This is a genomic window from Aeromonas sp. FDAARGOS 1419, from assembly GCF_019047045.1.
In the GTDB taxonomy this organism is placed as follows: Bacteria; Pseudomonadota; Gammaproteobacteria; order Enterobacterales; family Aeromonadaceae; genus Aeromonas; species Aeromonas veronii.
On sequence record NZ_CP077209.1, the window covers coordinates 4356360 to 4377671 of the forward strand.

A 21312-nucleotide genomic window follows, 5' to 3' on the forward strand; every position below is an offset into this window, starting at 1 on the left:
CTGGCGTATTGGCTTCAAAAGGGAATTCATAGGGGGAATGAGCGATCTTTGTTAAAGATTGGCAACAAATTCATTTCATATAGGGTGCAACATTGTATACATTATCGGCGTTTCGGCGGCGCGTCCGCCTTTGTCGATATCAGCCCTAGGGCGTACAGGAAGACCCCATATGTTCAAAGCTACTCAAGTGCTTGCCGCTGACTATATCCCCTCTGATCTGGCCGCCCTGCGCGAAGCCATCACCCAGAACTACGTGGTGGATGAAAATGCCTATCTGGCCGAACTGTCGGCCATGCTGCCGGGGGATGGCGCCTCGCTGGAGCAGGTGACCCAGCGTGCCCGTACTCTGGTGACCAAGGTGCGCAAGGAGAGCGGCTCCGGTGACGGTATCGACGCCTTCCTGCAGGAGTACAGCCTGGATACCCAGGAGGGGATCATCCTGATGTGTCTGGCCGAGGCGCTGCTGCGCATTCCCGATGCCGAGACCGCCGACGCCCTGATCAAGGACAAGCTCTCCGGCGCCAACTGGTCATCCCATTTCCGCAAGAGCGATTCCACCCTGGTCAACGCCTCCACCTGGGGGCTGATGCTGACCGGCAAGATCATCAAGCTCGACAAGAAGCTCGACGGCAACCCGGCCAACCTGCTGGGGCGCATGGTCAACAAGCTGGGGGAGCCGGTGGTGCGCTCCGCCATGTACGCCGCCATGAAGATCATGGGCAAGCAGTTCGTGCTGGGTCGCGACATGAAAGAGGCGCTCAAGGCGAGCCGCAAATCCCGCGAGCTGGGCTACACCCACACCTACGACATGCTGGGTGAGTCGGCGCTGACCATGCAGGATGCCGATAAATATCTGACCGATTACCGCAACGCCATCGAGGCGGTGGGCAACGAGCGGATCAGCGACGGCGGCCCGGCCCCCTCCATCTCCATCAAGCTGTCGGCACTCCATCCGCGTTATGACGTGGCCAACCGCGAACGGGTGCTCGGCGAGATGTGCGAGCGGCTGGTGGGGCTGGTGCGTCTGGCCCGCGACAAGGATGTGGCCATTAGCATCGATGCCGAGGAGATGGACCGCCTCGAGCTGTCGCTGGATCTGTTCGAGCAACTCTACCGCTCCGATGCCAACCTTGGCTGGGGCAAGCTCGGCATGGTGGTACAGGCTTACTCCAAGCGCGCCCTGCCGGTACTCTGCTGGCTCACCGCACTGGCTCGCGAGCAGGGTGACCTCATTCCGGTGCGACTGGTAAAAGGCGCCTACTGGGACAGCGAACTGAAATATGCCCAGCAGGCGGGCCTGCCCGGCTACCCGCTGTTTACCCGCAAGGCGGGTACCGATATCTCCTACCTCGCCTGCGCCCGCTACCTGCTGAGCGAGCCGACTCGCGGCTTTATCGCCCCTCAGTTTGCCACCCACAATGCCAATACCGTGGTCAGCATTCTGGAGATGGCCGGTGATCGCCAGTTTGAATTCCAGCGTCTCCACGGCATGGGGGAGGAGCTGCACAACGCCGTGCTGAACGACAATCCCGGCCTGCACTGCCGCATCTATGCGCCGGTCGGTGCCCACAAGGATCTGCTGCCCTATCTGGTGCGCCGCCTGCTGGAGAACGGGGCCAACACCTCCTTCGTTCACAAGCTGGTGGACCCCAATACCCCGGTGGACTCGCTGGCCGAGCATCCGCTGCGCACCCTCAAGCGCTACTCCGGCTTTGCCAACGACCGCATTCCGCAGCCGGTGAACCTGTTCAGCGACCGCAAGAACTCCAGCGGCGTCAACATGAACATCCTCTCCATCCAGCGCCCCTTCTTCGCCCGCTTGAAAGAGCTGGAGAGCAAGCAGTGGCTGGCAGGGCCCATCGTCGATGGCGAGACCCTCAAGCGCAGCGAAGCCCGCACTGTGCTGAGCCCGCAGGATGTGAGCCTCACCGTCGGCAAGATCCACTGGGCCGACGAGCAGGCGGTGGAGCAAGCCTTGGCTTCGGCCCACGCCGCCTTCCCGCGCTGGCGTGAAACCCCGGTGAGCGAGCGTGCCGCGGCGCTGGAGAAGCTGGCAGATTTGCTGGAAGCGAATCGCGAGCAGTTTGTCTCCCTCTGTACCCGCGAGGCGGGCAAGCTGCTGCAAGATGGCATCGATGAGGTGCGTGAAGCGGTGGATTTCTGCCGCTACTACGCGGTGCAGGCCCGCAGTCTGATGGGGCAGGCGACCCTGCTGCCCGGTTATACCGGCGAGCAGAACGAGCTGTTCCTGCAGGGGCGCGGCGTCTTTGTCTGCATCAGCCCGTGGAACTTCCCGCTGGCGATCTTCCTCGGCCAAATCGCCGCTGCGCTGGCCACCGGCAACACCGTCATCGCCAAACCGGCGGAGCAGACCGGCCTTATCGCCCATCTGGCGGTGACGCTGGCCCATCAGGCCGGTATTCCGGGCGACGTGCTGCAACTGCTGCCCGGTGACGGTGCCACCGTAGGTGCCAAGTTGACAGCCGATCCGCGCATTGGCGGCGTCTGCTTCACCGGCTCCACCGAGACTGCCAAGCTCATCAACATGACCCTGGCCCAGCGCGATGGCGCCATCTTGCCGCTCATCGCCGAGACCGGCGGCCAGAACGCCATGATCGTCGACTCCACCGCCCTGCCGGAGCAGGTGGTACGCGATGTGGTGAGCGCCGCCTTCCAGAGCGCCGGTCAACGCTGCTCGGCCCTGCGGGTGCTCTACCTGCAGGAGGAGATCGCCGAGCGGGTACTGGAGATCCTCACCGGCGCCATGCAGGAGCTCAAAGTGGGCAACCCGGCCGAGCACAACACCGACGTAGGCCCGGTGATCGATGCCGATGCCAAGGCGGGGCTGGATGCCCATTTGGCCCGGATGATCCCGCGAGCTCGCCTGATTGCCCAGGCGCCGATGCCTGCCGCGACCATGGAGGGACACTTCGTCCAGCCGACCGCGCTGGAGATCGGCTCCATCCGCGAGCTGGCCAAGGAGCAGTTCGGCCCCATCCTGCACGTGGTGCGTTACGCCACCCGGGATCTGGACAAGGTGATCAGCGACATCAACGGCACCGGCTACGGTCTGACGCTGGGGATCCACAGCCGCAACGAATCTCACGCCGAGGAGCTGGCGAACCGTATCAACGTGGGCAACGTCTACATCAACCGTAACCAGATCGGCGCCATGGTCGGGGTGCAGCCATTCGGCGGCCAGGGGCTCTCCGGCACCGGCCCCAAGGCGGGTGGCCCTCACTACCTGAGCCGCTTCGTTACCGAGAAGACCCGCACCATCAACACCACTGCAGTAGGCGGTAACGCCTCCTTGCTGGCGATGGGTGATGCCTGATCCGCGTCGATAGAGGCCGGATACGGGATACCGGATAACAGCGGGCCGCCTTCGGGCGGCCTCTTTATTTGCGCCATCCGTTTTTTACGAATGGGACAATCGGCCACAGCGGGGTCGTCAGCGACCCGTGCTGGTCGTAAGATGGGAGCCATTCGCGCGGCGTTTGCCCCTTGGTCGGCCAGTCGTGGCCAGGGTTCTGTTTAACTGGACTTTGTGTAATTGGACTTAAGTGAGAGTGTTCATCTGATGTCATTAACCGAACAAGCCCGCTGGTTCGTGCTGGGGGGCGATCATCTGGTACTGCTCGATCAGCGGGGAGAGGTGCCACAAGGAAGTAAAGCGTGCCTGCCTGCAGCGCTGGCCGGTGCCCGTTTCGAGCGTTTTGATGAGTGGCAGGGGCTGCCCTGCTATCTGCTGGATCTGGGGGCTGAGGCCGACACGACTATGATGGCCCCCCTGCGCCAGCTGATGGTGGCGGGGGACGAGGAGGGCTTTCGTCTCGCGGGCCGTGCCTGGCAGCTTGTTACCTTCCGCCGCACCCACCGTTTCTGCGGCGAGTGCGGCGCCCCCATGACCACGAAGGCGGGGGAGTGGGCGCAGGTGTGCCACCACGGCCACACGGCCTATCCGCGCATTTCACCCTGCATCATAGTGGCGGTGCGCAAGGGGCCGGAGATCCTGCTGGCGGCCCATCGTCGTCACTATCAGGCGGACGATCCCATGTATACCGTGCTGGCCGGCTTTGTGGAGGCGGGAGAGAACCTTGAGCAGTGCGTGGCACGGGAGGTGTTCGAGGAGAGCGGCATCCGGGTGCGCAATGTGCGCTATGTGGCGAGCCAGCCCTGGCCCTTCCCCCACAGCCTGATGATGGGCTTTACCGCCGACTACGAGAGCGGCGAAATCCGGGGGCAGGATGACGAACTGGTGGCTGCCGATTTCTTTACCGCCGACCGCTTGCCGCGTTTGCCGCCCCACGGCACCATCGCCCGGCGGCTGATCGAGTTGTCACTGGCGGGCGAGGGGTAACGAGGCGCTTATCTTTTCGCCAACCCTTTTGCTCTTCTTTTTAAAAACGGGGTGCTCTGGTTTGCGCCCCTTCACATCTTTGCAACCGATCACCTATTTGCCACGTTTTGGGCAGTCCGCTTGACTGGGCAAAGTGGTATTATGGCCGCCATTTTATGCGTGATATGAATTCAGGAACTGGGATGAAAGAGCTGAAGAACGATCGATACCTGCGCGCTTTGCTGCGTCAGGATGTAGACATGACGCCGGTATGGATGATGCGCCAGGCAGGGCGCTATCTGCCGGAATACAAGGCGACTCGCGCCCAGGCGGGGGATTTCATGTCCCTGTGCCGCAATGCCGAGCTGGCCTGTGAAGTCACCCTGCAGCCGCTGCGCCGCTACCCGCTCGATGCCGCCATCCTCTTCTCCGACATCCTCACCGTGCCCGATGCCATGGGGCTGGGGCTCTACTTCGAGCAGGGTGAAGGCCCGCGCTTCGAGCGTCCGATCACCTCCATGGCCGATGTGCAGGCGCTGCCCATTCCGGATCCGGAAGATGAGCTGGGCTACGTGATGAATGCGGTGCGCACCATCCGCCGCGAGCTGAAGGGTGAAGTGCCGCTCATCGGCTTCTCCGGCAGCCCATGGACCCTGGCCACCTACATGGTGGAGGGGGGCAGCTCCAAGGCATTCACCAAGATCAAGCAGATGATGTACGCGGAGCCGCAAACCCTGCACCTGCTGCTCGACAAGCTGGCCGACAGCGTGATTGCTTACCTCAACGCCCAGATCAAGGCGGGTGCGCAGGCTGTCATGGTGTTCGACACTTGGGGCGGCGTGCTCACCCCGCGCGATTACCGCGACTTCTCCCTGCAGTACATGCACAAGATTGTCGATGGCCTGATCCGCGAGCACGACGGTCGCCGCGTGCCGGTCACCCTGTTTACCAAGAACGGTGGTCAGTGGTTGGAGCAGATTGCAGCCACCGGTTGCGATGCGCTGGGTCTGGACTGGACCACCGACATTGCCGACGCCAAGCGTCGGGTCGGTGACAAGGTGGCGCTGCAGGGCAATATGGATCCCTCCATGCTCTATGCCACTCCGGCTCGCATCCGTGAAGAGGTCGCCTCCATTCTGGCCGGTTTCGGTCACGGCAATGGCCACGTCTTCAACCTCGGCCACGGCATCCATCAGGATGTGAACCCGGAGCACGCTGGCGTGTTCGTCAACGCGGTACACGAGCTCTCCGCCCAGTACCACGGCCGCTAAGGCCGGGGCGAGAGAAGAAGAGTTTGTTTGATATCCGGGGCCGTCAGGCCCCGTTTTACATTAAAAAATGGCGCTGCGACGACGAGCGCGTGGCGTCCGTGCAGGAGGCAAGATGAGCAGCAAGTCACTGGATTGGGGTATCGATCTTGGCGGTACCAAGTGTGAATGCGTGGTGCTGGATGGCGACGAGGTGCTGCTGCGCCACCGCATCCCCACCGAGCGGGCGGGCGGTTATGACCATATGATCGGCCAGATCGCCAAGCTGGTAGCTGAGTGCGCCGAGAAGATTGGCCAGCGCCCGACCGTCATTGGCATGGGCACGCCGGGGGCGCGGGATCCGCAAACCGGTCTGATGAAGAACTGCAACACCACCGAGCTCAATGGCAAGCCGTTCAAGGAGGATCTGGAGCGCCGGCTCGGCGTGCCGGTGCTGATTGCCAACGACGCCAACTGCTTTGCGCTGGCAGAAACCCATCTGGGGGCGGTGCGCCAGCACCATCCCGATGCGAAAGTGGTGTTCGGCATCATCATGGGTACCGGGGTCGGCTCCGGCATCGTCATCAACGGCCGCATTCTCAACGGTCATCACGGCATCGCCGGTGAGTGGGGCCACAACGTGCTCTCCCCCGATGGCCCCGAGTGCTACTGCGGCAAGCACGGTTGCGTCGAGACCCTGATCAGCGGCCCGGCGCTGGAGGCCTGGTACGAGGCCAAGGCCAAGCGTCGCCTCTCGCTGGCGCAAATCGCGGCTGCCACCGCCCACGATCATGTGGCCAGGCTCACCATCGACCGGCTGCATCTGCTGTTTGGTCAGGCGCTGGCCAACGTGGTCAACATTCTCGACCCGGATGTTATTGTCATCGGCGGCGGGGTCGGCAACGTGCAGAGCCTCTACAGCGTGGGACGGCAGACTATTTTGCCCTTCCTCTTTAATCCCCGTTTCAGTGCCCCCATTATTGCTCCAGCCCTTGGTGACAGTGCCGGGGTGTTCGGGGCGGCCCTGCTGGCCCGTGGTGAATTCAAGGATGCCCTGCTGTCGTGAGCCGGGCCCGGGCAGCCGGTCGGCTGCTCTTTTCTCTAGCCCATGCGCTAGCAAATCTGTGGTAAGGAACTGGCTGCCAGATGATCAAGATTGCCATCAACGGTTACGGACGGATCGGCCGCAATGTACTGCGTGCCCTCTACGAGAGCGGGCGCGACAAGACCATCAAGATCGTCGCCATCAACGAGCTGGCGGCACCCGAAGCCATGGTGCACCTGACCCGCTTCGATACCAGCCACGGTCGTTTTCACTATCCGGTGCAGCTGGCCGGCAACAGCATGCTGGTGGGGGAGGATCTCATCTCCCTGTTTGCCGAGCGGGATCCGTCGAACTTGCCGTGGCGGGCGCTGGGGGTGGATGTGGTGCTCGACTGCACCGGGGTATTTGGCTCGCGGGCCGATGCCGAGCTGCATCTGGCGGCGGGGGCCGGCAAGGTATTGTTCTCTCATCCGGCCGAAGCGGATGTGGACGCCACCATCGTCTACGGGGTCAATCATCAGGTGCTGACGGGGCGCGAGCGGATCGTCTCCAACGCCTCCTGTACCACCAACTGCGTGGTGCCGGTGATTGAAACATTGCATCGAGAATTCGAGATAAATTGTGGTACTATTACGACAATTCATTCGGCCATGCATGATCAGCAAGTCATCGATGCCTACCACAGTGACTTGCGCCGAACCCGCGCTGCCAGTCAGTCCATCATTCCGGTGGATACCAAGCTGGCAAAGGGGCTGGAGCGTATCCTGCCCCACTTCGCCGGCAAGTTCGAGGCGATCGCGGTGCGGGTGCCGACCATCAATGTAACAGCGATGGATCTGAGTATTACTGTTCGTAAAAAAGTGACAGTTAGTGACGTAAATCAAGCCCTGCAACGGGCATCCAGAGGTACATTACACGGTATTCTGGATTACACGGAAGAACCGCTGGTCTCCGTAGACTTCAATCATGATGCGCACTCATGCATCATTGATGGTACCCAGACCCGAGTGAGCGATGCCAACCTCGTCAAGATGTTGATGTGGTGCGATAACGAATGGGGCTTCGCAAACCGGATGCTGGATACCACCCGGGCCATGATGGTTGCAGGCTGAGCCTGCCCCGGGCGAAAGGTTACTGTTTTTAACATTACCTGGAAAATATAGAGGACTGAATATGTCTGTTATCAAGATGACTGACCTGGATCTGGCGGGCAAACGCGTTCTGATCCGTGCTGACCTGAACGTGCCGGTAAAAGACGGCAAGGTCACCTCCGATGCACGTATCGTCGCTACCCTGCCGACCATCAAGCTGGCTCTGGAAAAGGGCGCCAAGCTGATGATCACCTCCCACCTGGGTCGTCCGACCGAGGGTGAATACAACGAAGAATTCTCCCTGGCTCCGGTTGTCAACTATCTGAAAGACGCTCTGTCCTGCCCGGTTCGCCTGGCCAAGGATTACCTGGATGGCGTAGAAGTCGCTGCCGGTGAGCTGGTTGTGCTGGAAAACTGCCGCTTCAACAAAGGCGAGAAGAAGAACACCGAAGAGCTGGCCAAAAAATACGCCGCCCTGTGTGACGTCTTTGTAATGGATGCGTTCGGTACTGCTCACCGCGCCGAAGGTTCCACCTACGGTGTTGCCCAGTTCGCTCCGGTCGCTTGTGCTGGTCCGCTGCTGGCGGGTGAACTGGAAGCCCTTGGCAAAGCCATGCTGAAGCCCGAGCGCCCGATGGTTGCCATCGTTGGCGGCTCCAAGGTCTCCACCAAGCTGACCGTTCTGGAATCCCTCTCCAAAATCGCTGACCAGCTGGTTGTCGGTGGTGGCATCGCCAACACCTTCATCGCTGCTGCCGGTCACAACGTCGGCAAGTCCCTGTGCGAGCACGACCTGATCGACACCGCCAAGAAACTGGCTGCCGAGACCAACATTCCTGTGACCACCGACGTGGTTGTAGGTGCCGAGTTCTCCGAGTCCACTCCGGCCACCATCAAGTCTGTTAACGATGTGACCGACGGCGACATGATCTTCGACATCGGCCCGGATTCTGCCAAGGCCCTGGCTGACATCATCATGAACGCCAAGACCATCCTGTGGAACGGCCCGGTCGGTGTATTCGAGTTCGACCAGTTTGCTGAAGGCACCAAGGTTATCGCTGAAGCCATCGCTGCTTCTCCGGCCTTCTCCATCGCTGGCGGTGGCGACACCCTGGCTGCTATCGACAAGTTCGGCATCGCTGACAAAGTCTCCTACATCTCCACTGGCGGCGGCGCCTTCCTGGAGTTCGTAGAAGGCAAGGTACTGCCGGCTGTTGCGATTCTGGAACAGCGCGCCAAAGCCTAATTGACCCGGAACGGGGGGCAAAAGCCTCCCGTTTCGTTTATCATGTGCCCGCTGTGCCGGTTCATGATGAACCCCCCATTTTTTATTAACGGCATACGAGACAGGACGATTAAACATGTCTAAGAAAATTTTCGACTTCGTAAAACCCGGCGTGATCACTGGTGATGACGTTCAGAAAGTGTTCGCCATCGCTAAAGAGAACGGCTTTGCTCTGCCGGCCGTAAACTGCGTTGGTACCGACTCCGTGAACGCCGTACTGGAAGCTGCCGCCAAGGTTAAAGCGCCGGTTATCGTTCAGTTCTCCAACGGTGGTGCCGTGTTCACCGCCGGTAAGGGTCTGAAGCTGGAAGGTCAGAAAGCTGCCATCCTGGGTGCCATCTCCGGTGCCAAGCACGTTCACGCTGTTGCCGAAGCTTACGGCGTGCCGGTAATCCTGCACACCGACCACGCTGCCAAGAAGCTGCTGCCGTGGATCGACGGTCTGCTGGAAGCGGGCGAGAAGCACTTTGCTGAAACCGGCAAGCCGCTGTTCTCCTCCCACATGCTGGATCTGTCCGAAGAGTCTCTGGAAGAGAACATCGACATCTGCTGCGAGTACCTGACCCGCATGGCCAAGATGAACATGACTCTGGAGCTGGAACTGGGTTGCACCGGTGGCGAAGAAGACGGCGTCGACAACAGCCACATGGATCAGTCCGCTCTGTACACCCAGCCGGAAGATGTTGCCTACGCTTACGAGCGTCTGTCCAAGATCAGCCCGCGTTTCACCATCGCTGCCTCCTTCGGCAACGTACACGGTGTATACAAGCCGGGTAACGTCAAACTGACCCCGTCCATCCTGGACGCTTCCCAGAAGTACGTTTCCGAGAAGTTCGGTATTCCGGCCAAGTCTCTGGACTTCGTATTCCACGGTGGTTCAGGTTCCACTCTGGAAGAGATCCGCGAGTCCATCTCCTACGGCGTAGTGAAGATGAACATCGACACTGACACCCAGTGGGCTACCTGGGAAGGTCTGCTGCACTTCTACAAGAAGAACGAAGCTTACCTGCAAGGTCAGCTGGGCAACCCGGAAGGCGCCGACAAGCCGAACAAGAAGTACTACGACCCGCGCGTATGGCTGCGTGAAGGTCAGACTTCCATGATCAAGCGTCTGGAACAGGCTTTCTCCGACCTGAACGCCATCGACGTACTGTAATTCGTTACAGCACCTTGATTGCATGAAAAGGCGCCCTTCGGGGCGCCTTTTGCATTTCTGTGATCCGTGGTAGCTGGTTTGCCGTGCCGTAGCTGGGTATTATCGAAACAAGTTTGCTTATTTTATTAAACAATTTGCAACAAGGCAGGATGCTGAACATGCAGGCAGGAAAGCACATCGGATATCAGGAGCACGCGGCCTCCTACTACGCCGCGACCCGCAACGATCTGCAGCAGTGGCCGGAACTCGAGGCCGAGCTGAAAGCGGATGTCTGCATCATCGGCGGCGGTTTTACCGGTCTCAACACCGCCATCAACCTGGCTGATGCAGGCTACAAGGTGGTGCTGTTGGAGGCCAACCGCATCGGCTGGGGCGCCTCCGGGCGTAACGGCGGCCAGCTTATTCGCGGTATCGGCCACGATACCAGCCAGTTCGCCCGCTGGATTGGTGAGGAAGGGGTACGCGAGCTCGACCTGATGGGGCTGGAGGCGGTGCAGCTGGTACGCGAGCGGGTTGAGCGTTTCAATATCGAGTGTGACCTCACCTGGGGTTACTGCGATCTGGCCACCCGTCAGCGCCATCTGGCCGGCTTCGAGGAAGATCTCGACCATCTGGCGAGCCTTGGCTATGAGCACGAACTCAAGCTGGTGCCGCGCGAAGATATCCATAGCGTGGTGGGGTCGGATCGCTATATCGGCGGCCTCATCGACATGGGCTCCGGCCATCTCCACCCCCTCAATCTGGCGCTCGGCGAGGCGCGCGCCGCAGCCAGCCTCGGGGTTTCCCTGTTTGAACACTCCAGAGTGACCCATATCGATTACGGCAAGCAGGTTGAAGTGACCACCGCCCACGGCCGGGTCACTGCCGACTATCTGGTGATCGGCTGCAACGCCTATCTCAATGACCTCAATCCGGAGCTGGGCGGGCGGGTGCTGCCGGCCGGTTCTTACATCCTCGCCACCGAGGTGCTGGATCGCCGCTTGCGCCAGCGCTTGCTGCCGCAAAACATGGCGGTGTGCGATCAGAACGTGGCGCTCGACTACTACCGCCTCTCCGTCGACGGTCGCCTGCTGTTTGGCGGGGCCTGCAACTACTCGGGAAGGGATCCCCGCGACATCAAGGCCTTCATGTTGCCCAAGATGCTGCGGGTCTTCCCCGAGCTGGCTGGCACCGCCATCGAGTTTCAGTGGGGCGGGATGATCGGGATTGGCGCCAACCGGCTGCCGCAGATTGGCCGTCTCAAGGAGCATCCCAATGTGCTCTATGCCCAGGCCTACTCGGGGCATGGCCTCAATGCCACCCACATGGCGGGCAAGCTGGTAGCCGAGGCGATCCGCGGCGAGAGCCGGGGTTTCGATCTCTTCGCCAGGGTGCCTCACATCACTTTCCCGGGTGGCCCGGCGCTGCGCTCTCCGCTGCTGGCGCTGGGGATGCTGTGGCACCGTTTCAAGGATATCTTCTGATCCACTGGTGGGGCACTGTACCCCGCCAGCCCTTGTTTATAGCGGCACTGCACTAGCGCACAGCCTGATAGACCAAAAAATGCGTTAGCGCCAATCCCTTCCGGTTGGCGCTATCTTTTAGGTGTGGGAGTGATGCCGGGTCAGGTGAACAAGAGCGGGTTAGCTGGCCGAAAAAGATGTGAAGGAGGGCCGAGATGGAGATGAATGTGGTCGCGTCAGGCGGGCCCAGCCCGCTGGTGCAACGGCAGGGATCTTATATCGCGCAGCCATTGGCGAGGACGACGCTGTCGTCATCAGCTGGCAGTGACAGCCGGATGGTGCGCGATCTTGGCTCTGTGCTGGATAATCTCGGACTGTCGTCGAAAGGAGAAGGTGGCGGCGGCAGCCATATGTCAATCAAGGACTCTCTGGAGGCGTTCATCAATACCATGATGGGAGCCCTGCAACAGCAGCAGGAGCAACAGCTGGCGTTGCAGCAACAACAACGGCAAGAACAGGAACAACGAAAGATTGCGCTCGCCGACAACAGCGAGAGCCCGCTGAAACGGGATCTGGCGCGTCTGCTGGAGACGCTGGATCAACAGGGCGGGCAGGGCAAAGAGAGCAGCCAAGGGGGGCAGAACGATGCGATTGACCCCTTGCAGAGCCAGCTGACCAAGCTGCTGGAGAGCAGCGGTGCGGCAGATAGCGGGATCACCCTCAAGGATGTGCTGTCAGGGTTGGCCAGCAAGCTGCCGGGTGAACCCGCAGACCAAAAAGGGTATCGGGTCGATACCCAGGTCTGAGCTGGTCAATCACGGCAGAGCTGCCGTTGCCGAGTTTGCAGAGAGTAAGGGGCGGGCAGCCCTTTATTGCGCCGGTTCAGCCAGTCGCCACCCCTGTTCGCCTTTCATCATCCACACCTCTGCCTCTTGCGGCAACACCTGACCCGCTTCGAATTCGCCATATTTGCGCTCGAGCTCCATCAGTCCCATCTCCTGCTGGAAGGGGCCGACACGGTCATAAATCAGATCTTCATCGTGCAGCACCTGCAGCTGATCCAGTCCCTGCTTGAAGTGAAGCTGGTAACTCACCTTGACCAGATAGACCCCCTCCATCCGCTCCTCCTTGCCGAGGATGGTGAAGTCGCTGATATCGAACAGGTTGGCATCCGTTTCGGCCAGCAACTTGGCGGTGACCTGCTGGCGGATAACATCTTCTCCGGGCCCTGCACTACAACCAAACAGCCAGAGGGCCAGCAGGGGGATGAACCACTTTTTCATCAAAACTCCGAACAGGTGCAAAAAGAGCAAAACGGGAGGGCAGATTGTGCCACGCGAACGGGCGGTGGCAAACCTCGGCTCACGGTTCCAGTGCGCGTTCCAGCACGATGGCCTCGGCCCGATAGCTGGCCAGCTCGCGACGATAGCACTCGGTGAACCCTCTGCGCTGCCAAAAAGAGAGTGCGGATTCATTGCTGGCAATGACCGACAAGCGAAGTCGGGTGGCTCCCCATGAGCGCGCCAGCGAGCAGGCGTGGCGATAGAGCGCCTGCCCACGACCAGCCCCTTGCCAGGGTTCCCCCACCAGCAACAACCCCAGATAGGCGGTAGTCGGGTCGGGATAACCACGCAGCAGATCCATCACCGCGGTCAGCTCCCCCTCCTCCCAGCGACCGATGAGGTGCTTGGCAGAGAGCGGCAGGCCGAGTGGGCAGGCTACCAGCTCCTCTTCTGCGGCATCCGGGGCGAGGGGCTCATCGCTCACTGCCGCCTGATAGGCAGGGGCCAGTTCGAGCAGCCGCTGCAAGGCCGGTGCATCGCTTGGCTGCAGTTGGCGCAGCTCACTTGGCATGGCTGACCCTGTCGAGGTGATCAAGGAACTCCGCCGGCCCCATAAAGCCGGTGACCCGCTGGCCTGTCAGCTCCTTGCCCTCACGGTCGAAGAAGATGAGGGTCGGCAGCCCCAGCACATTGAGGGTGTTGAGCAGCTCGACATCGGCATCGTCGTTGGCGGTGACATCCGCCTGCAGCAGCACCATCTGGCCGAAACGCTCGCGTACTGCCGGGTCGCTGAAGGTCTTGTGTTCGAACTCCTTGCAGGCGACGCACCAGTCGGCGTAGAGGTCGAGTAGCACCGGCTTGCCGCGGGCGGCAGCCAGCTGCACCTTGAGGTCAGCCTGGGTCTTGATGCGGACAAACTGCGGGGCACTCTGGTTGGTGCCCGTCGTGACCGCGCCGGTAGCGGGCGGTTGCAGCAGATCCTTGCCCACCACCACGGCGCTGATCATCGCCAGCAGCAGTACAAAGCCGCGCAGGCTTTTGGCCACCGAGTGGGGCTGGTGCTGGTTGTGATGATAGAGATAGCCGCACAGCAGCAGCCCCCAGCCAAGCCAGGCGAGGGTGGTGATCTGATCGCTCCAGAGCCTTGAGAGCAGCAGGATCGGTACCGCCAGCAGAGCGAAGCCAAACAGCTGCTTGATCACATCCATCCAGGCGCCCGCCTTGGGCAGCAGCTTGCCGCCCGAGGTGCCGAGCAGCAGCAGCGGCAGCCCCATCCCGAGCGAGAGGGCATAGAGCGCTGCAGCGCCGAGCCAGAGATCGCCGCTCTGGGCCACGTAGATCAGAGCCCCCGAAAGCGGGGCCGTGGTGCAGGGGGAGCAGACCAGTCCGGAGATCATTCCCATGATGGCGACCCCGGCCACCGAGCCGCCCTGCTGGCGGTTGGAAAGACCGGAGAGGCGGGTTTGCAAACTGCTCGGCAACTGCAGTGTGTAGAGCCCGAACATGGAGAGGGCCAGCAGCACGAACATCAGCGAGAGGCCGATCAGCACATAGGGGTGTTGCAGTGCGGCCTGGAACTTCAGCCCTGCCGAGGCGACCACCAGTCCGAGCAGGGTGTAGGTCACCGCCATCCCCTGCACATAGACCATGGAGAGCAGGAAGGCGCGGCCGGTGGAGAGGCGATGGCCGGCCCCGGCGATGATCCCGGTCAGAATGGGGTACATGGGGAAGACGCAGGGGGTAAAGGCGAGCCCCAGCCCCAGTGCGAAGAAGGCGGCGACACTGAGCCAGAAGCCCTGGCTGCCGAGGGCGGCGGCCAGCTGATCCTGCTGGCTAACCGGTGCGACGCTTTGTGCCGTATCAGCAGTGGACGCTGTGGTTGCCGTGACCAGCGGGGCCACATCGATCAGCTTGTCGGTCGGTGGATAGCAGAGTCCGTCGGTACAGCCCTGATAGCGCACCCGCAGGGTGGCATTTTCCCCCACATCCTTTAGCGGCACCGCGATGCTCACCTGCTGGTAGTAGACCCGGGCCTTGCCGAAGAAGTCATCCTCGTGCTCGGTGCCTTCCGGCAGGGTCGGCTCGCTGAAGGTGAGGTTGTTCCCCTTGAAGCGCAGGCTGTGGCGATAGAGGTAGTAGTCGTCGGCGATATGGAGGGTCAGCAGCAGCTGATCGCCACGCTGTTCGCTCTCGATCTGAAAGGCCTCATCGACCTGCAAAAATTTGGGTTTGGCGTTGGCCTCAATGCCCAGCGAGCTGAGCAGGTCGGCGCCGCTGGCGTGGGCAGGGGCGCTGCCCACCGCTATCGTCAACAGGGCACAGAGCAGCAACAGGGGAGAGAGCAAGCGAGTGAATGTCATGAGGTCTCCCCATTGAGCCAGTCGAGATAGGCGGGTAGTCCGGCACTCACCGGCAGGGCCAGCAGCTCGGGCACCTCATAAGGGTGATTGGCTTGAATACATGCCTGCAGCTCGGCAAAGAGTGGCTGGCGGGATTTGATGATGAGCTGGATCTCGGTGGCGCGCTCCACCTTGCCTTGCCAACGATAGACGGAGGTAATGCCCGGCAGTTGATTGATGCAGGCGGCCAGCCGCTGGTTCAGCAGCTGTTCGCAGAGAAGGTCGGCACTGGTTTGATCTGGGCAGGTGCAGAGCACCACAATGGCGTCGGTCATAAAGCGGATCTTCACCTCGTTGGGGTAAACCGGGCAGGCGCCCTTGCCGTCTCACCCCTTTCTGCGGATGAAGGTGAAAAAAGCGCCTGAAAATCAGCGGCTACTATACCCCAGAGCCGCTTCAAATAGCATCTGTAGCCATTTGTGAGCCAGCGCCAAAAATTTGTGGGGGGCATGAGATAGACGCTGTCATGGGGACAGGGCAGAATGAGCGGGCTTGTTCCCAATTGACGTAAGGAAATGTATGACCCAACAGAATGAGCAGCAGAGAAACCGCATGTTGAGCCTGCTGCGCGAAGGTGAGCGCCGCATGTTGGTTCAATTGGCCGGGCTGCTGCGCACGACCGCCGATGAAATCAATGCCGAGCTGGAGAAAGAGGAGCTGATGGCCACCCTGGAGCAGCCCATCACGGTGGAGTATCTCAACGGCGTGGTGCAGCACCATCTGTTCGAGCGCAAACACAAGGGAGATATGGCGGTTGCCCAGCAGATCCTGAGCGATTATCAGAGCGAGCTGGAAGCGCTGCAGACCGCTCAGGCCCAGCCTGAAGAGGCTGTTGCAACTGACGAGAGCGGCGAAGAGCTCAAGGCCCAGGCTTGAGCGACGGGCAGGTCTGAATCCTTACCTCTGAATCAGCCGGCCTGCCAGCGCTGATCCCTCTTGCGGCCCCATCATGTCTGCCATGGTGGGGCCGTGTCGTTTCTTCTGCTGCCTTCCCTTGTTGACCTTCACTTCTCGGTTTCAATCCAACTGATTCGTGCCTTAGCGCGCCTCTTGTGGCATGCCGTGCGGCACTTCGCGGGGGATGGGGAACACCTTGTCATAGCCCCAGTTGTAGACGAAGGCATAGATCAGATAGAAGACGACGAAGCCCAGATCCAGCACCAGCGCCTCCAGCAGGCTGACGCTCAGCCACCAGGACATGACCGGCAGCGCGACGATCAGCAGACCGCCCTCAAAGCCGAAGGTATGCAGCACCCGTTGCCACAGGGTCTTGTGGGTATGGCCCTGATATTTGAGCAGCAGCTTGTCGACCCCGATGTTGTAGATGTAGTTCCAGACGGTGGCCAGCACCGAGAAGAACAGTGCCAGCGGGCCCATATGGTTGAGCCCTACCCCGGTAACCCAGCTGGCCAGCGGGGCGGCAATCAGCAGGCCAATGAATTCAAAGCCAATGGCATGGCGCAGGCGATCGTTACGGGTACGCATAAGTCACTCTCTCAATCAGATTTATTCACGGATTGCTGGTTAATCTATAGATCTTTAGCGATAGATTCATGTTGGTATCCATCGCTAAAATAGATGGATGAGAGAGCTTGCCGGAGGGCCATAAGATGACACCATCACTGGAACAACTGAGGATCTTGCTGGCGGCCGCCGAAAACGGCTCGTTTTCCGCTGCCGCCCGCAAGCTGGGCAAGGCGCAGTCGGTGGTGAGCAGCGCTATCGCCAATCTGGAGATCGATCTGGCGCTCACCCTGTTTGACCGCAGCGGCCGCTATCCGCAGCTGACGGAGGCGGGGGCCCGCATGGTGCAGGAGGCGGGGATCCTGCTGGCGCAGAGTGAACGATTGCAATCCATTGCTGGGGAGCTGGCGGCCGGGGTGGAGACGCGCCTCACTCTGGCCATCGATGATGACTCCCACCTGCCCTGGCTCGGCACCCTGCTGGAGGAGTTCGCCACTCGTTACCCGACCGTGGAGCTGGAGCTGCTCTTCCCGTTGATGGAAGATGTGACCGAGATGCTGGTGACCGGCCGGGCCCAGCTTGGCATCAGTTATCAGAAGGTGCATCCCCAGCGGGAGATTGTCGCCCATTCGCTGGGGGAGGTGACCATGCCGCTGGTGGTGTCACCGGATCATCCGCTGGCCCGCAAGCAGCCGCTGCGGGAGGTCGATCTGCAGGGGGCACGTCAGCTGATGGTCACCGGCCGACGGGAAGGGAGCGAGCGTCAGCGTTTTCGCATCTCGGCTCAGGTGTGGTGGGTCGAGGGGGATCTCGGGGTGCTGGAACTGGTCAAGCGGGGTCTTGGCTGGTCCGCCATTCCGGAATTTCTGCTGCATCAACCGCTGAAGCGGGGTGAAGTGGTGGTGCTGGAGCCGGACTTTATCGCCAGCCACGCGCTGGCGCTGGAGTTGCAGTGGCATCGCGCCCGCCCGCTGGGGCAGGCGGGGCGCTGGCTGAAGGAGGCACTGCTGGCGCGGGTGCCTCGCTAGCCGACCTTACTCGGTCAGGGCGTAAGGCAGGGGTTGCAGGGTGAGGCGGGAGCCTTCGTCCTGCTTGAGGCGGAATTGGGCGTCAGCCTCGGTATCTTTTGGCAGCACGGCGGTGAGCCACACCTGCCCGGCCTGTTGCCAGGCGTTGAGCACCATGCCGCTGCGGCGCCAGTTGTCACCCAGTTGCAGCTCCAGGGTATCGCCCGCATTGACCGGCTCACTGGCACTGCCCGCCAGCAGGAACAGGGCGCGGTTGTTGGCGCCGCGATATTTGGCGCGGGCCACCGTCTCCTGCCCCATGTAGCAGCCCTTGTTGAAGCTGATGCCGTCCAGTGCCTGCAGGTTGAGCATCTGCGGGATGAACTCCCCCTGATGCACCGCTTCCATATGTGGCAGACCCGCCTTGATCTCGAGCCCCCACCAGAGTGACTCGTCACCTTGCGGCAGGGCATCGGCTTGCTGATTGCTGACCAGCAGCCAGCGATCCTGTTCAATCTTCACCGCCATGCCGCCGTCGATCAGACCGCTCTGCTCAAGGCCGAACTGGGCAGAGATCCAGCTATCGCTGCCCGTACCGGCGATCCCGGTGGCGTGACGCTCATCGGCGGCGATCTCGACCTTGGAGAAGACGGCAAATTTCTTCAGCTCCGGCAACTGACGCTCCAGTACAGAGGGGCTGGTCAGCAGCAGCAGACTGTCGTCGAGGCAGAGCAGGCGGAAATTGCTCCACAGCTTGCCCTTGGGATCACAGTGGCCGCCCGGGGTCTGTTGCCCCGGTTGCAGGGCGTTGACATCACAGGTGACCTGACCTTGCAGATATTTGGCGCGATCCTGGCCGCTGATACGGGTGATGGCCAGCTTGGTCAGGGGGAAGCGGGTCGGCTCGGCAGGAAAAACAGGTGGTTGCAGGCTCACGATGGTATTCCAGAGAGAAAGTATGTGAGCTGCATGGTAAAGACGTAACTAATGTTTGTCAGCCGGAAAATCCAGCTGGTACCATCCCCCGGTCTTTGTAAGGAGAGTGCCATGTTGAGCCCAGTTGAAAAATCCCGCCTGAAGTGGGCCTGCCGTCGCGGTATGCTCGAGCTGGATGTGATCTTTATGCCCTTTTTCGAACACGAGTTCGACTCCCTGAGCGAAGCCGATCAGCAGACCTTTATCCGCCTGCTGGCGAGCGACGATCCGGATCTGTTCAAATGGTGCATGGGTCATGGTGTCCCTGCCGATCCCGCATTTGCCGCCATGATCCCGATGATCCTGGAGCGCAATCAGGCGCGCCACGACCGCCAGGGGTAATAGCGTGGAGCGGGTGATCATGACGGTTCACCCCTCCCGCCATCAGCAATGTTTGCTGGTGGCCCTCTTTCTGTTGCTGCTCTGGCCGGTAGCTGGCCTGATTGCCGGTTGGCAGTGGGCGCTGTTGCTGCCCGTCTGGCTGGCGGCGCTCTGGTTGAGCTGGCGTGCGCTCGCCGAGCCCCCGTTCGAGCTTGTTTGGGATGGTCAGTGGTTGCAGTGGCAAGGTCGTCGCTATCAGCTTGACAAGAAAAGCCGCATTCTGCCCGGCGTGCTCAGGCTGGTGCTTTGTCCCGATCCGCAAGAGAGTGGAGCCGTGTCGCCACGGCAACTGTGGCTCTTCTCCGATGCCCTTCCCCCCGAACATTACCGCCTGCTGGCGCGAGCCATCCACTTTCTGCCGTCCCGGCGCTGACGCCTGCTTTCCGTGATGACCATGCGCTGATTTATCGCGATAAGCTGTTGCCATGTGGCTGGCGACACTCTTTTGTGGCTGAAAAGCGGTTGAAAACAAGTGACCCCGCCGGGGCGGGGTCACTGATTGCTGTAACGTTTTGCGGGAAGGGGGATTAATCCCGCTCCGGGGTCAGCACGGTCGGTTTGGAGTCCGGCAGCATATCCGGATAATCCAGGTTGTAGTGCAGGCCGCGGGACTCCTTGCGCTGCAGGGCGCAGTTGACGATAAGCTCGGCCACCTGCAGCAGGTTGCGCAGCTCCAGCAGGTTGTTGGAGACGCGGAAGTTGGCGTAGTACTCCTGCACCTCCTGCTTGAGCAGGTCGATGCGGCGCTTGGCGCGGGCCAGGCGTTTGTTGGTACGCACTATCCCCACGTAGTCCCACATCATCAACCGCAGCTCGTGCCAGTTATGCTGGATCACCACCAGTTCGTCAGAATCTTCCACCTTGCTCTCGTCCCACACCGGCAGGCGCGGCGGCTCCACACTCATCGGCAGCTTGGCCAGAATGTCAGCACCCGCCTGATGGGCATAAACCACGCATTCCAGCAGGGAGTTGGAGGCCATGCGGTTGGCGCCGTGCAGGCCGGTGTAGGTCACTTCGCCGATGGCATAGAGGCCGGGGATATCGGTCTGGCCGTTGTTATCGATCATCACGCCGCCACAGGTGTAGTGGGCGGCCGGCACGATGGGCATCGGCTCCTTGGTGATGTCGATGCCGACCGCGAGGCAGCGCTCATAAATGGTCGGGAAGTGCTTGATGATGAAATCGGCCGGTTTGTGGCTGATATCCAGATACATGCAGTCGGCGCCGAGTCGCTTCATCTCGTGGTCGATGGCGCGGGCGACGATATCCCGCGGTGCCAGCTCGGCCCGCTCGTCAAACTCCGGCATAAAGCGGCTGCCGTCCGGGCGGCGCAGATAGGCCCCCTCGCCACGCAGCGCTTCGGTCAGCAGGAAGTTGGGATCGTCCGGGTGGAACAGACTGGTGGGGTGGAACTGGTTGAACTCCAGGTTCGCCACCCGGCAGCCGGCCCGCCATGCCATGGCGATGCCATCGCCAGAACTCACATCCGGGTTGGAGGTGTACTGGTAGACCTTGGAGGCACCTCCGGTCGCCAGCGCCACGAAACGGGCGCGGATCACTTCGACCTGCTCGGCGTTGCGGTTCCAGACGTAGGCGCCAAGCACCTTGTTGCCCGGCAGGTTGAGCTTGCGGGTGGTGATGAGGTCGACCGCGTTGAAGCGCTCCATCAGCTGGATATTGGGGTGGGCACGAACCTGATCTATCAGGGTGAGCTGCACCGCCTTGCCGGTGGCATCCGCCGCGTGGAAGATGCGGCGATGGCTGTGGCCCCCTTCCCGGGTGAGGTGGTACTGAGACTCGCCGTCGGCGTTCTCCTCCTGATCGAAGGGGACCCCTTGCTGAATGAGCCACTGGATGGACTCGCGGGCGTGGCGAGCGGTGAACTCCACCACTGCCGGGTCACACAACCCGGCGCCCGCGTTGAGCGTGTCGCTCACGTGGGATTCGATGCTGTCGGTTTCGTCGAAAACGGCAGCGATGCCTCCTTGCGCATAGAAAGTGGCCCCTTCACTGATGGGCCCCTTGCTCAGAACCAGGACTTTGGCGTGGTCTGCCAATCGCAACGCGAGGGACAAACCAGCGGCACCGCTGCCAATGATCAGTACATCGCAAAGGTATTCAACACTTGCTTTCATAAGTATCATTGGCCTGGATTAAGAACTGGCACCATGGTAGCCCAAGCGAGGGCGAGGATGCAG

Annotated in this window: 20 protein-coding genes; 13 read left to right on the plus strand and 7 right to left on the minus strand. The window is 61.2% G+C overall.

The features are described from left to right. Positions 1–169 precede the first annotated feature (169 nt). From putA to I6L49_RS20020, 9 genes are all read left to right on the plus strand, one after another. Positions 170–3334, plus strand: a complete 3165-nt coding sequence (gene putA / locus I6L49_RS19980) for a bifunctional proline dehydrogenase/L-glutamate gamma-semialdehyde dehydrogenase PutA (RefSeq protein ID WP_216950223.1) — start codon at positions 170–172, stop codon at positions 3332–3334. Positions 3335–3580: 246 nt separating this feature from the next. After that, a complete protein-coding gene (gene nudC, locus I6L49_RS19985; RefSeq protein WP_216950224.1) occupies positions 3581–4360 on the plus strand; it encodes an NAD(+) diphosphatase in 780 nt (259 codons plus the stop codon). Positions 4361–4542: 182 nt separating this feature from the next. After that, positions 4543–5610 carry a uroporphyrinogen decarboxylase gene (gene hemE, locus I6L49_RS19990; protein ID WP_005335440.1) on the plus strand — a complete coding sequence of 356 codons (1068 nt, stop codon included), beginning with the start codon at positions 4543–4545 and terminating at the stop codon, positions 5608–5610. Between the two features lie 112 nt (positions 5611–5722). Beyond that, positions 5723–6652 (plus strand): ROK family protein, encoded by a 930-nt coding sequence (locus I6L49_RS19995; RefSeq protein WP_201931328.1) that lies wholly within the window; start codon positions 5723–5725, stop codon positions 6650–6652. A gap of 80 nt (positions 6653–6732) precedes the next feature. Further along, complete coding sequence (epd, locus tag I6L49_RS20000) at positions 6733–7743, plus strand: erythrose-4-phosphate dehydrogenase (protein WP_042029692.1); 1011 nt, start codon at positions 6733–6735, stop codon at positions 7741–7743. A gap of 61 nt (positions 7744–7804) precedes the next feature. Continuing rightward, positions 7805–8968: a phosphoglycerate kinase gene (locus I6L49_RS20005; RefSeq protein WP_005340965.1), complete on the plus strand. Its 1164-nt coding sequence runs from the start codon at positions 7805–7807 to the stop codon at positions 8966–8968. A 115-nt stretch (positions 8969–9083) separates the two neighbouring features. Then, the gene (gene fbaA / locus I6L49_RS20010) at positions 9084–10163 is read left to right on the plus strand and encodes a class II fructose-bisphosphate aldolase (RefSeq protein ID WP_042029694.1); all 1080 of its coding nucleotides are present in this window, start codon (positions 9084–9086) and stop codon (positions 10161–10163) included. A gap of 158 nt (positions 10164–10321) precedes the next feature. Next, the gene (locus I6L49_RS20015) at positions 10322–11626 is read left to right on the plus strand and encodes an FAD-binding oxidoreductase (RefSeq protein WP_216950225.1); all 1305 of its coding nucleotides are present in this window, start codon (positions 10322–10324) and stop codon (positions 11624–11626) included. A gap of 194 nt (positions 11627–11820) precedes the next feature. Then, on the plus strand, positions 11821–12411 hold the full coding sequence (locus I6L49_RS20020) for a hypothetical protein (protein ID WP_216950226.1): 591 nt from the start codon (positions 11821–11823) through the stop codon (positions 12409–12411). A gap of 63 nt (positions 12412–12474) precedes the next feature. Here I6L49_RS20020 and I6L49_RS20025 read toward each other — a convergent pair whose 3' ends face one another. The 4 genes from I6L49_RS20025 to cutA all read right to left on the minus strand — a co-directional run bounded on the left by I6L49_RS20025 (position 12475) and on the right by cutA (position 15562). Continuing rightward, complete coding sequence (locus I6L49_RS20025) at positions 12475–12888, minus strand: hypothetical protein (protein WP_042029699.1); 414 nt, start codon at positions 12886–12888, stop codon at positions 12475–12477. Positions 12889–12967: 79 nt separating this feature from the next. Beyond that, positions 12968–13459, minus strand: coding sequence for an N-acetyltransferase (locus tag I6L49_RS20030; protein WP_216950227.1), 492 nt, complete (start codon positions 13457–13459; stop codon positions 12968–12970). Beyond that, entirely contained in the window at positions 13449–15248 is a 1800-nt protein-coding gene (locus tag I6L49_RS20035) for a protein-disulfide reductase DsbD (RefSeq protein ID WP_216950228.1), read from the minus strand. The genes I6L49_RS20030 and I6L49_RS20035 overlap by 11 nt, the downstream gene beginning before the upstream one ends. After that, positions 15245–15562, minus strand: coding sequence for a divalent-cation tolerance protein CutA (gene cutA / locus I6L49_RS20040; protein WP_005335428.1), 318 nt, complete (start codon positions 15560–15562; stop codon positions 15245–15247). The genes I6L49_RS20035 and cutA overlap by 4 nt, the downstream gene beginning before the upstream one ends. Positions 15563–15806: 244 nt before the next feature. Between cutA and I6L49_RS20045 the strand changes: the two genes are divergently transcribed. Beyond that, positions 15807–16163, plus strand: coding sequence for a hypothetical protein (locus I6L49_RS20045; protein WP_005354392.1), 357 nt, complete (start codon positions 15807–15809; stop codon positions 16161–16163). Positions 16164–16325: 162 nt separating this feature from the next. Here the strand turns inward: I6L49_RS20045 and I6L49_RS20050 are convergent, their stop codons facing one another. After that, complete coding sequence (locus I6L49_RS20050) at positions 16326–16772, minus strand: PACE efflux transporter (RefSeq protein ID WP_047436069.1); 447 nt, start codon at positions 16770–16772, stop codon at positions 16326–16328. 125 nt (positions 16773–16897) lie between these two features. Between I6L49_RS20050 and I6L49_RS20055 the strand changes: the two genes are divergently transcribed. Then, positions 16898–17779, plus strand: a complete 882-nt coding sequence (locus I6L49_RS20055; RefSeq protein ID WP_216950229.1) for a LysR family transcriptional regulator — start codon at positions 16898–16900, stop codon at positions 17777–17779. Between the two features lie 6 nt (positions 17780–17785). Here I6L49_RS20055 and ygfZ read toward each other — a convergent pair whose 3' ends face one another. Further along, on the minus strand, positions 17786–18694 hold the full coding sequence (gene ygfZ, locus I6L49_RS20060) for a tRNA-modifying protein YgfZ (RefSeq protein WP_216950230.1): 909 nt from the start codon (positions 18692–18694) through the stop codon (positions 17786–17788). Positions 18695–18805: 111 nt separating this feature from the next. Here ygfZ and I6L49_RS20065 point away from each other — a divergent pair, with 111 nt between their 5' ends. Both I6L49_RS20065 and I6L49_RS20070 read left to right on the plus strand, forming a co-directional pair. Next, positions 18806–19075 (plus strand): succinate dehydrogenase assembly factor 2, encoded by a 270-nt coding sequence (locus I6L49_RS20065; RefSeq protein WP_005335417.1) that lies wholly within the window; start codon positions 18806–18808, stop codon positions 19073–19075. A gap of 19 nt (positions 19076–19094) precedes the next feature. Next, positions 19095–19487 carry a protein YgfX gene (locus I6L49_RS20070; protein ID WP_139441637.1) on the plus strand — a complete coding sequence of 131 codons (393 nt, stop codon included), beginning with the start codon at positions 19095–19097 and terminating at the stop codon, positions 19485–19487. A gap of 154 nt (positions 19488–19641) precedes the next feature. Here I6L49_RS20070 and nadB read toward each other — a convergent pair whose 3' ends face one another. Continuing rightward, the gene (gene nadB, locus I6L49_RS20075) at positions 19642–21249 is read right to left on the minus strand and encodes an L-aspartate oxidase (protein WP_005354382.1); all 1608 of its coding nucleotides are present in this window, start codon (positions 21247–21249) and stop codon (positions 19642–19644) included. Between the last annotated feature and the right edge of the window lie 63 nt (positions 21250–21312).

What these genes read in the sequence shown, in the direction of transcription:
- putA (WP_216950223.1), top strand. Translation starts at nt 170, where the DNA reads ATGTTCAAAGCTACTCAAGTGCTTGCCGCTGACTATATCCCCTCTGAT.
- nudC (WP_216950224.1), top strand. Translation starts at nt 3,581, where the DNA reads ATGTCATTAACCGAACAAGCCCGCTGGTTCGTGCTGGGGGGCGATCAT.
- hemE (WP_005335440.1), top strand. Translation starts at nt 4,543, where the DNA reads ATGAAAGAGCTGAAGAACGATCGATACCTGCGCGCTTTGCTGCGTCAG.
- I6L49_RS19995 (WP_201931328.1), top strand. Translation starts at nt 5,723, where the DNA reads ATGAGCAGCAAGTCACTGGATTGGGGTATCGATCTTGGCGGTACCAAG.
- epd (WP_042029692.1), top strand. Translation starts at nt 6,733, where the DNA reads ATGATCAAGATTGCCATCAACGGTTACGGACGGATCGGCCGCAATGTA.
- I6L49_RS20005 (WP_005340965.1), top strand. Translation starts at nt 7,805, where the DNA reads ATGTCTGTTATCAAGATGACTGACCTGGATCTGGCGGGCAAACGCGTT.
- fbaA (WP_042029694.1), top strand. Translation starts at nt 9,084, where the DNA reads ATGTCTAAGAAAATTTTCGACTTCGTAAAACCCGGCGTGATCACTGGT.
- I6L49_RS20015 (WP_216950225.1), top strand. Translation starts at nt 10,322, where the DNA reads ATGCAGGCAGGAAAGCACATCGGATATCAGGAGCACGCGGCCTCCTAC.
- I6L49_RS20020 (WP_216950226.1), top strand. Translation starts at nt 11,821, where the DNA reads ATGGAGATGAATGTGGTCGCGTCAGGCGGGCCCAGCCCGCTGGTGCAA.
- I6L49_RS20025 (WP_042029699.1), bottom strand. Translation starts at nt 12,888, where the DNA reads ATGAAAAAGTGGTTCATCCCCCTGCTGGCCCTCTGGCTGTTTGGTTGT.
- I6L49_RS20030 (WP_216950227.1), bottom strand. Translation starts at nt 13,459, where the DNA reads ATGCCAAGTGAGCTGCGCCAACTGCAGCCAAGCGATGCACCGGCCTTG.
- I6L49_RS20035 (WP_216950228.1), bottom strand. Translation starts at nt 15,248, where the DNA reads ATGACATTCACTCGCTTGCTCTCTCCCCTGTTGCTGCTCTGTGCCCTG.
- cutA (WP_005335428.1), bottom strand. Translation starts at nt 15,562, where the DNA reads ATGACCGACGCCATTGTGGTGCTCTGCACCTGCCCAGATCAAACCAGT.
- I6L49_RS20045 (WP_005354392.1), top strand. Translation starts at nt 15,807, where the DNA reads ATGACCCAACAGAATGAGCAGCAGAGAAACCGCATGTTGAGCCTGCTG.
- I6L49_RS20050 (WP_047436069.1), bottom strand. Translation starts at nt 16,772, where the DNA reads ATGCGTACCCGTAACGATCGCCTGCGCCATGCCATTGGCTTTGAATTC.
- I6L49_RS20055 (WP_216950229.1), top strand. Translation starts at nt 16,898, where the DNA reads ATGACACCATCACTGGAACAACTGAGGATCTTGCTGGCGGCCGCCGAA.
- I6L49_RS20065 (WP_005335417.1), top strand. Translation starts at nt 18,806, where the DNA reads ATGTTGAGCCCAGTTGAAAAATCCCGCCTGAAGTGGGCCTGCCGTCGC.
- I6L49_RS20070 (WP_139441637.1), top strand. Translation starts at nt 19,095, where the DNA reads ATGACGGTTCACCCCTCCCGCCATCAGCAATGTTTGCTGGTGGCCCTC.
- nadB (WP_005354382.1), bottom strand. Translation starts at nt 21,249, where the DNA reads ATGAAAGCAAGTGTTGAATACCTTTGCGATGTACTGATCATTGGCAGC.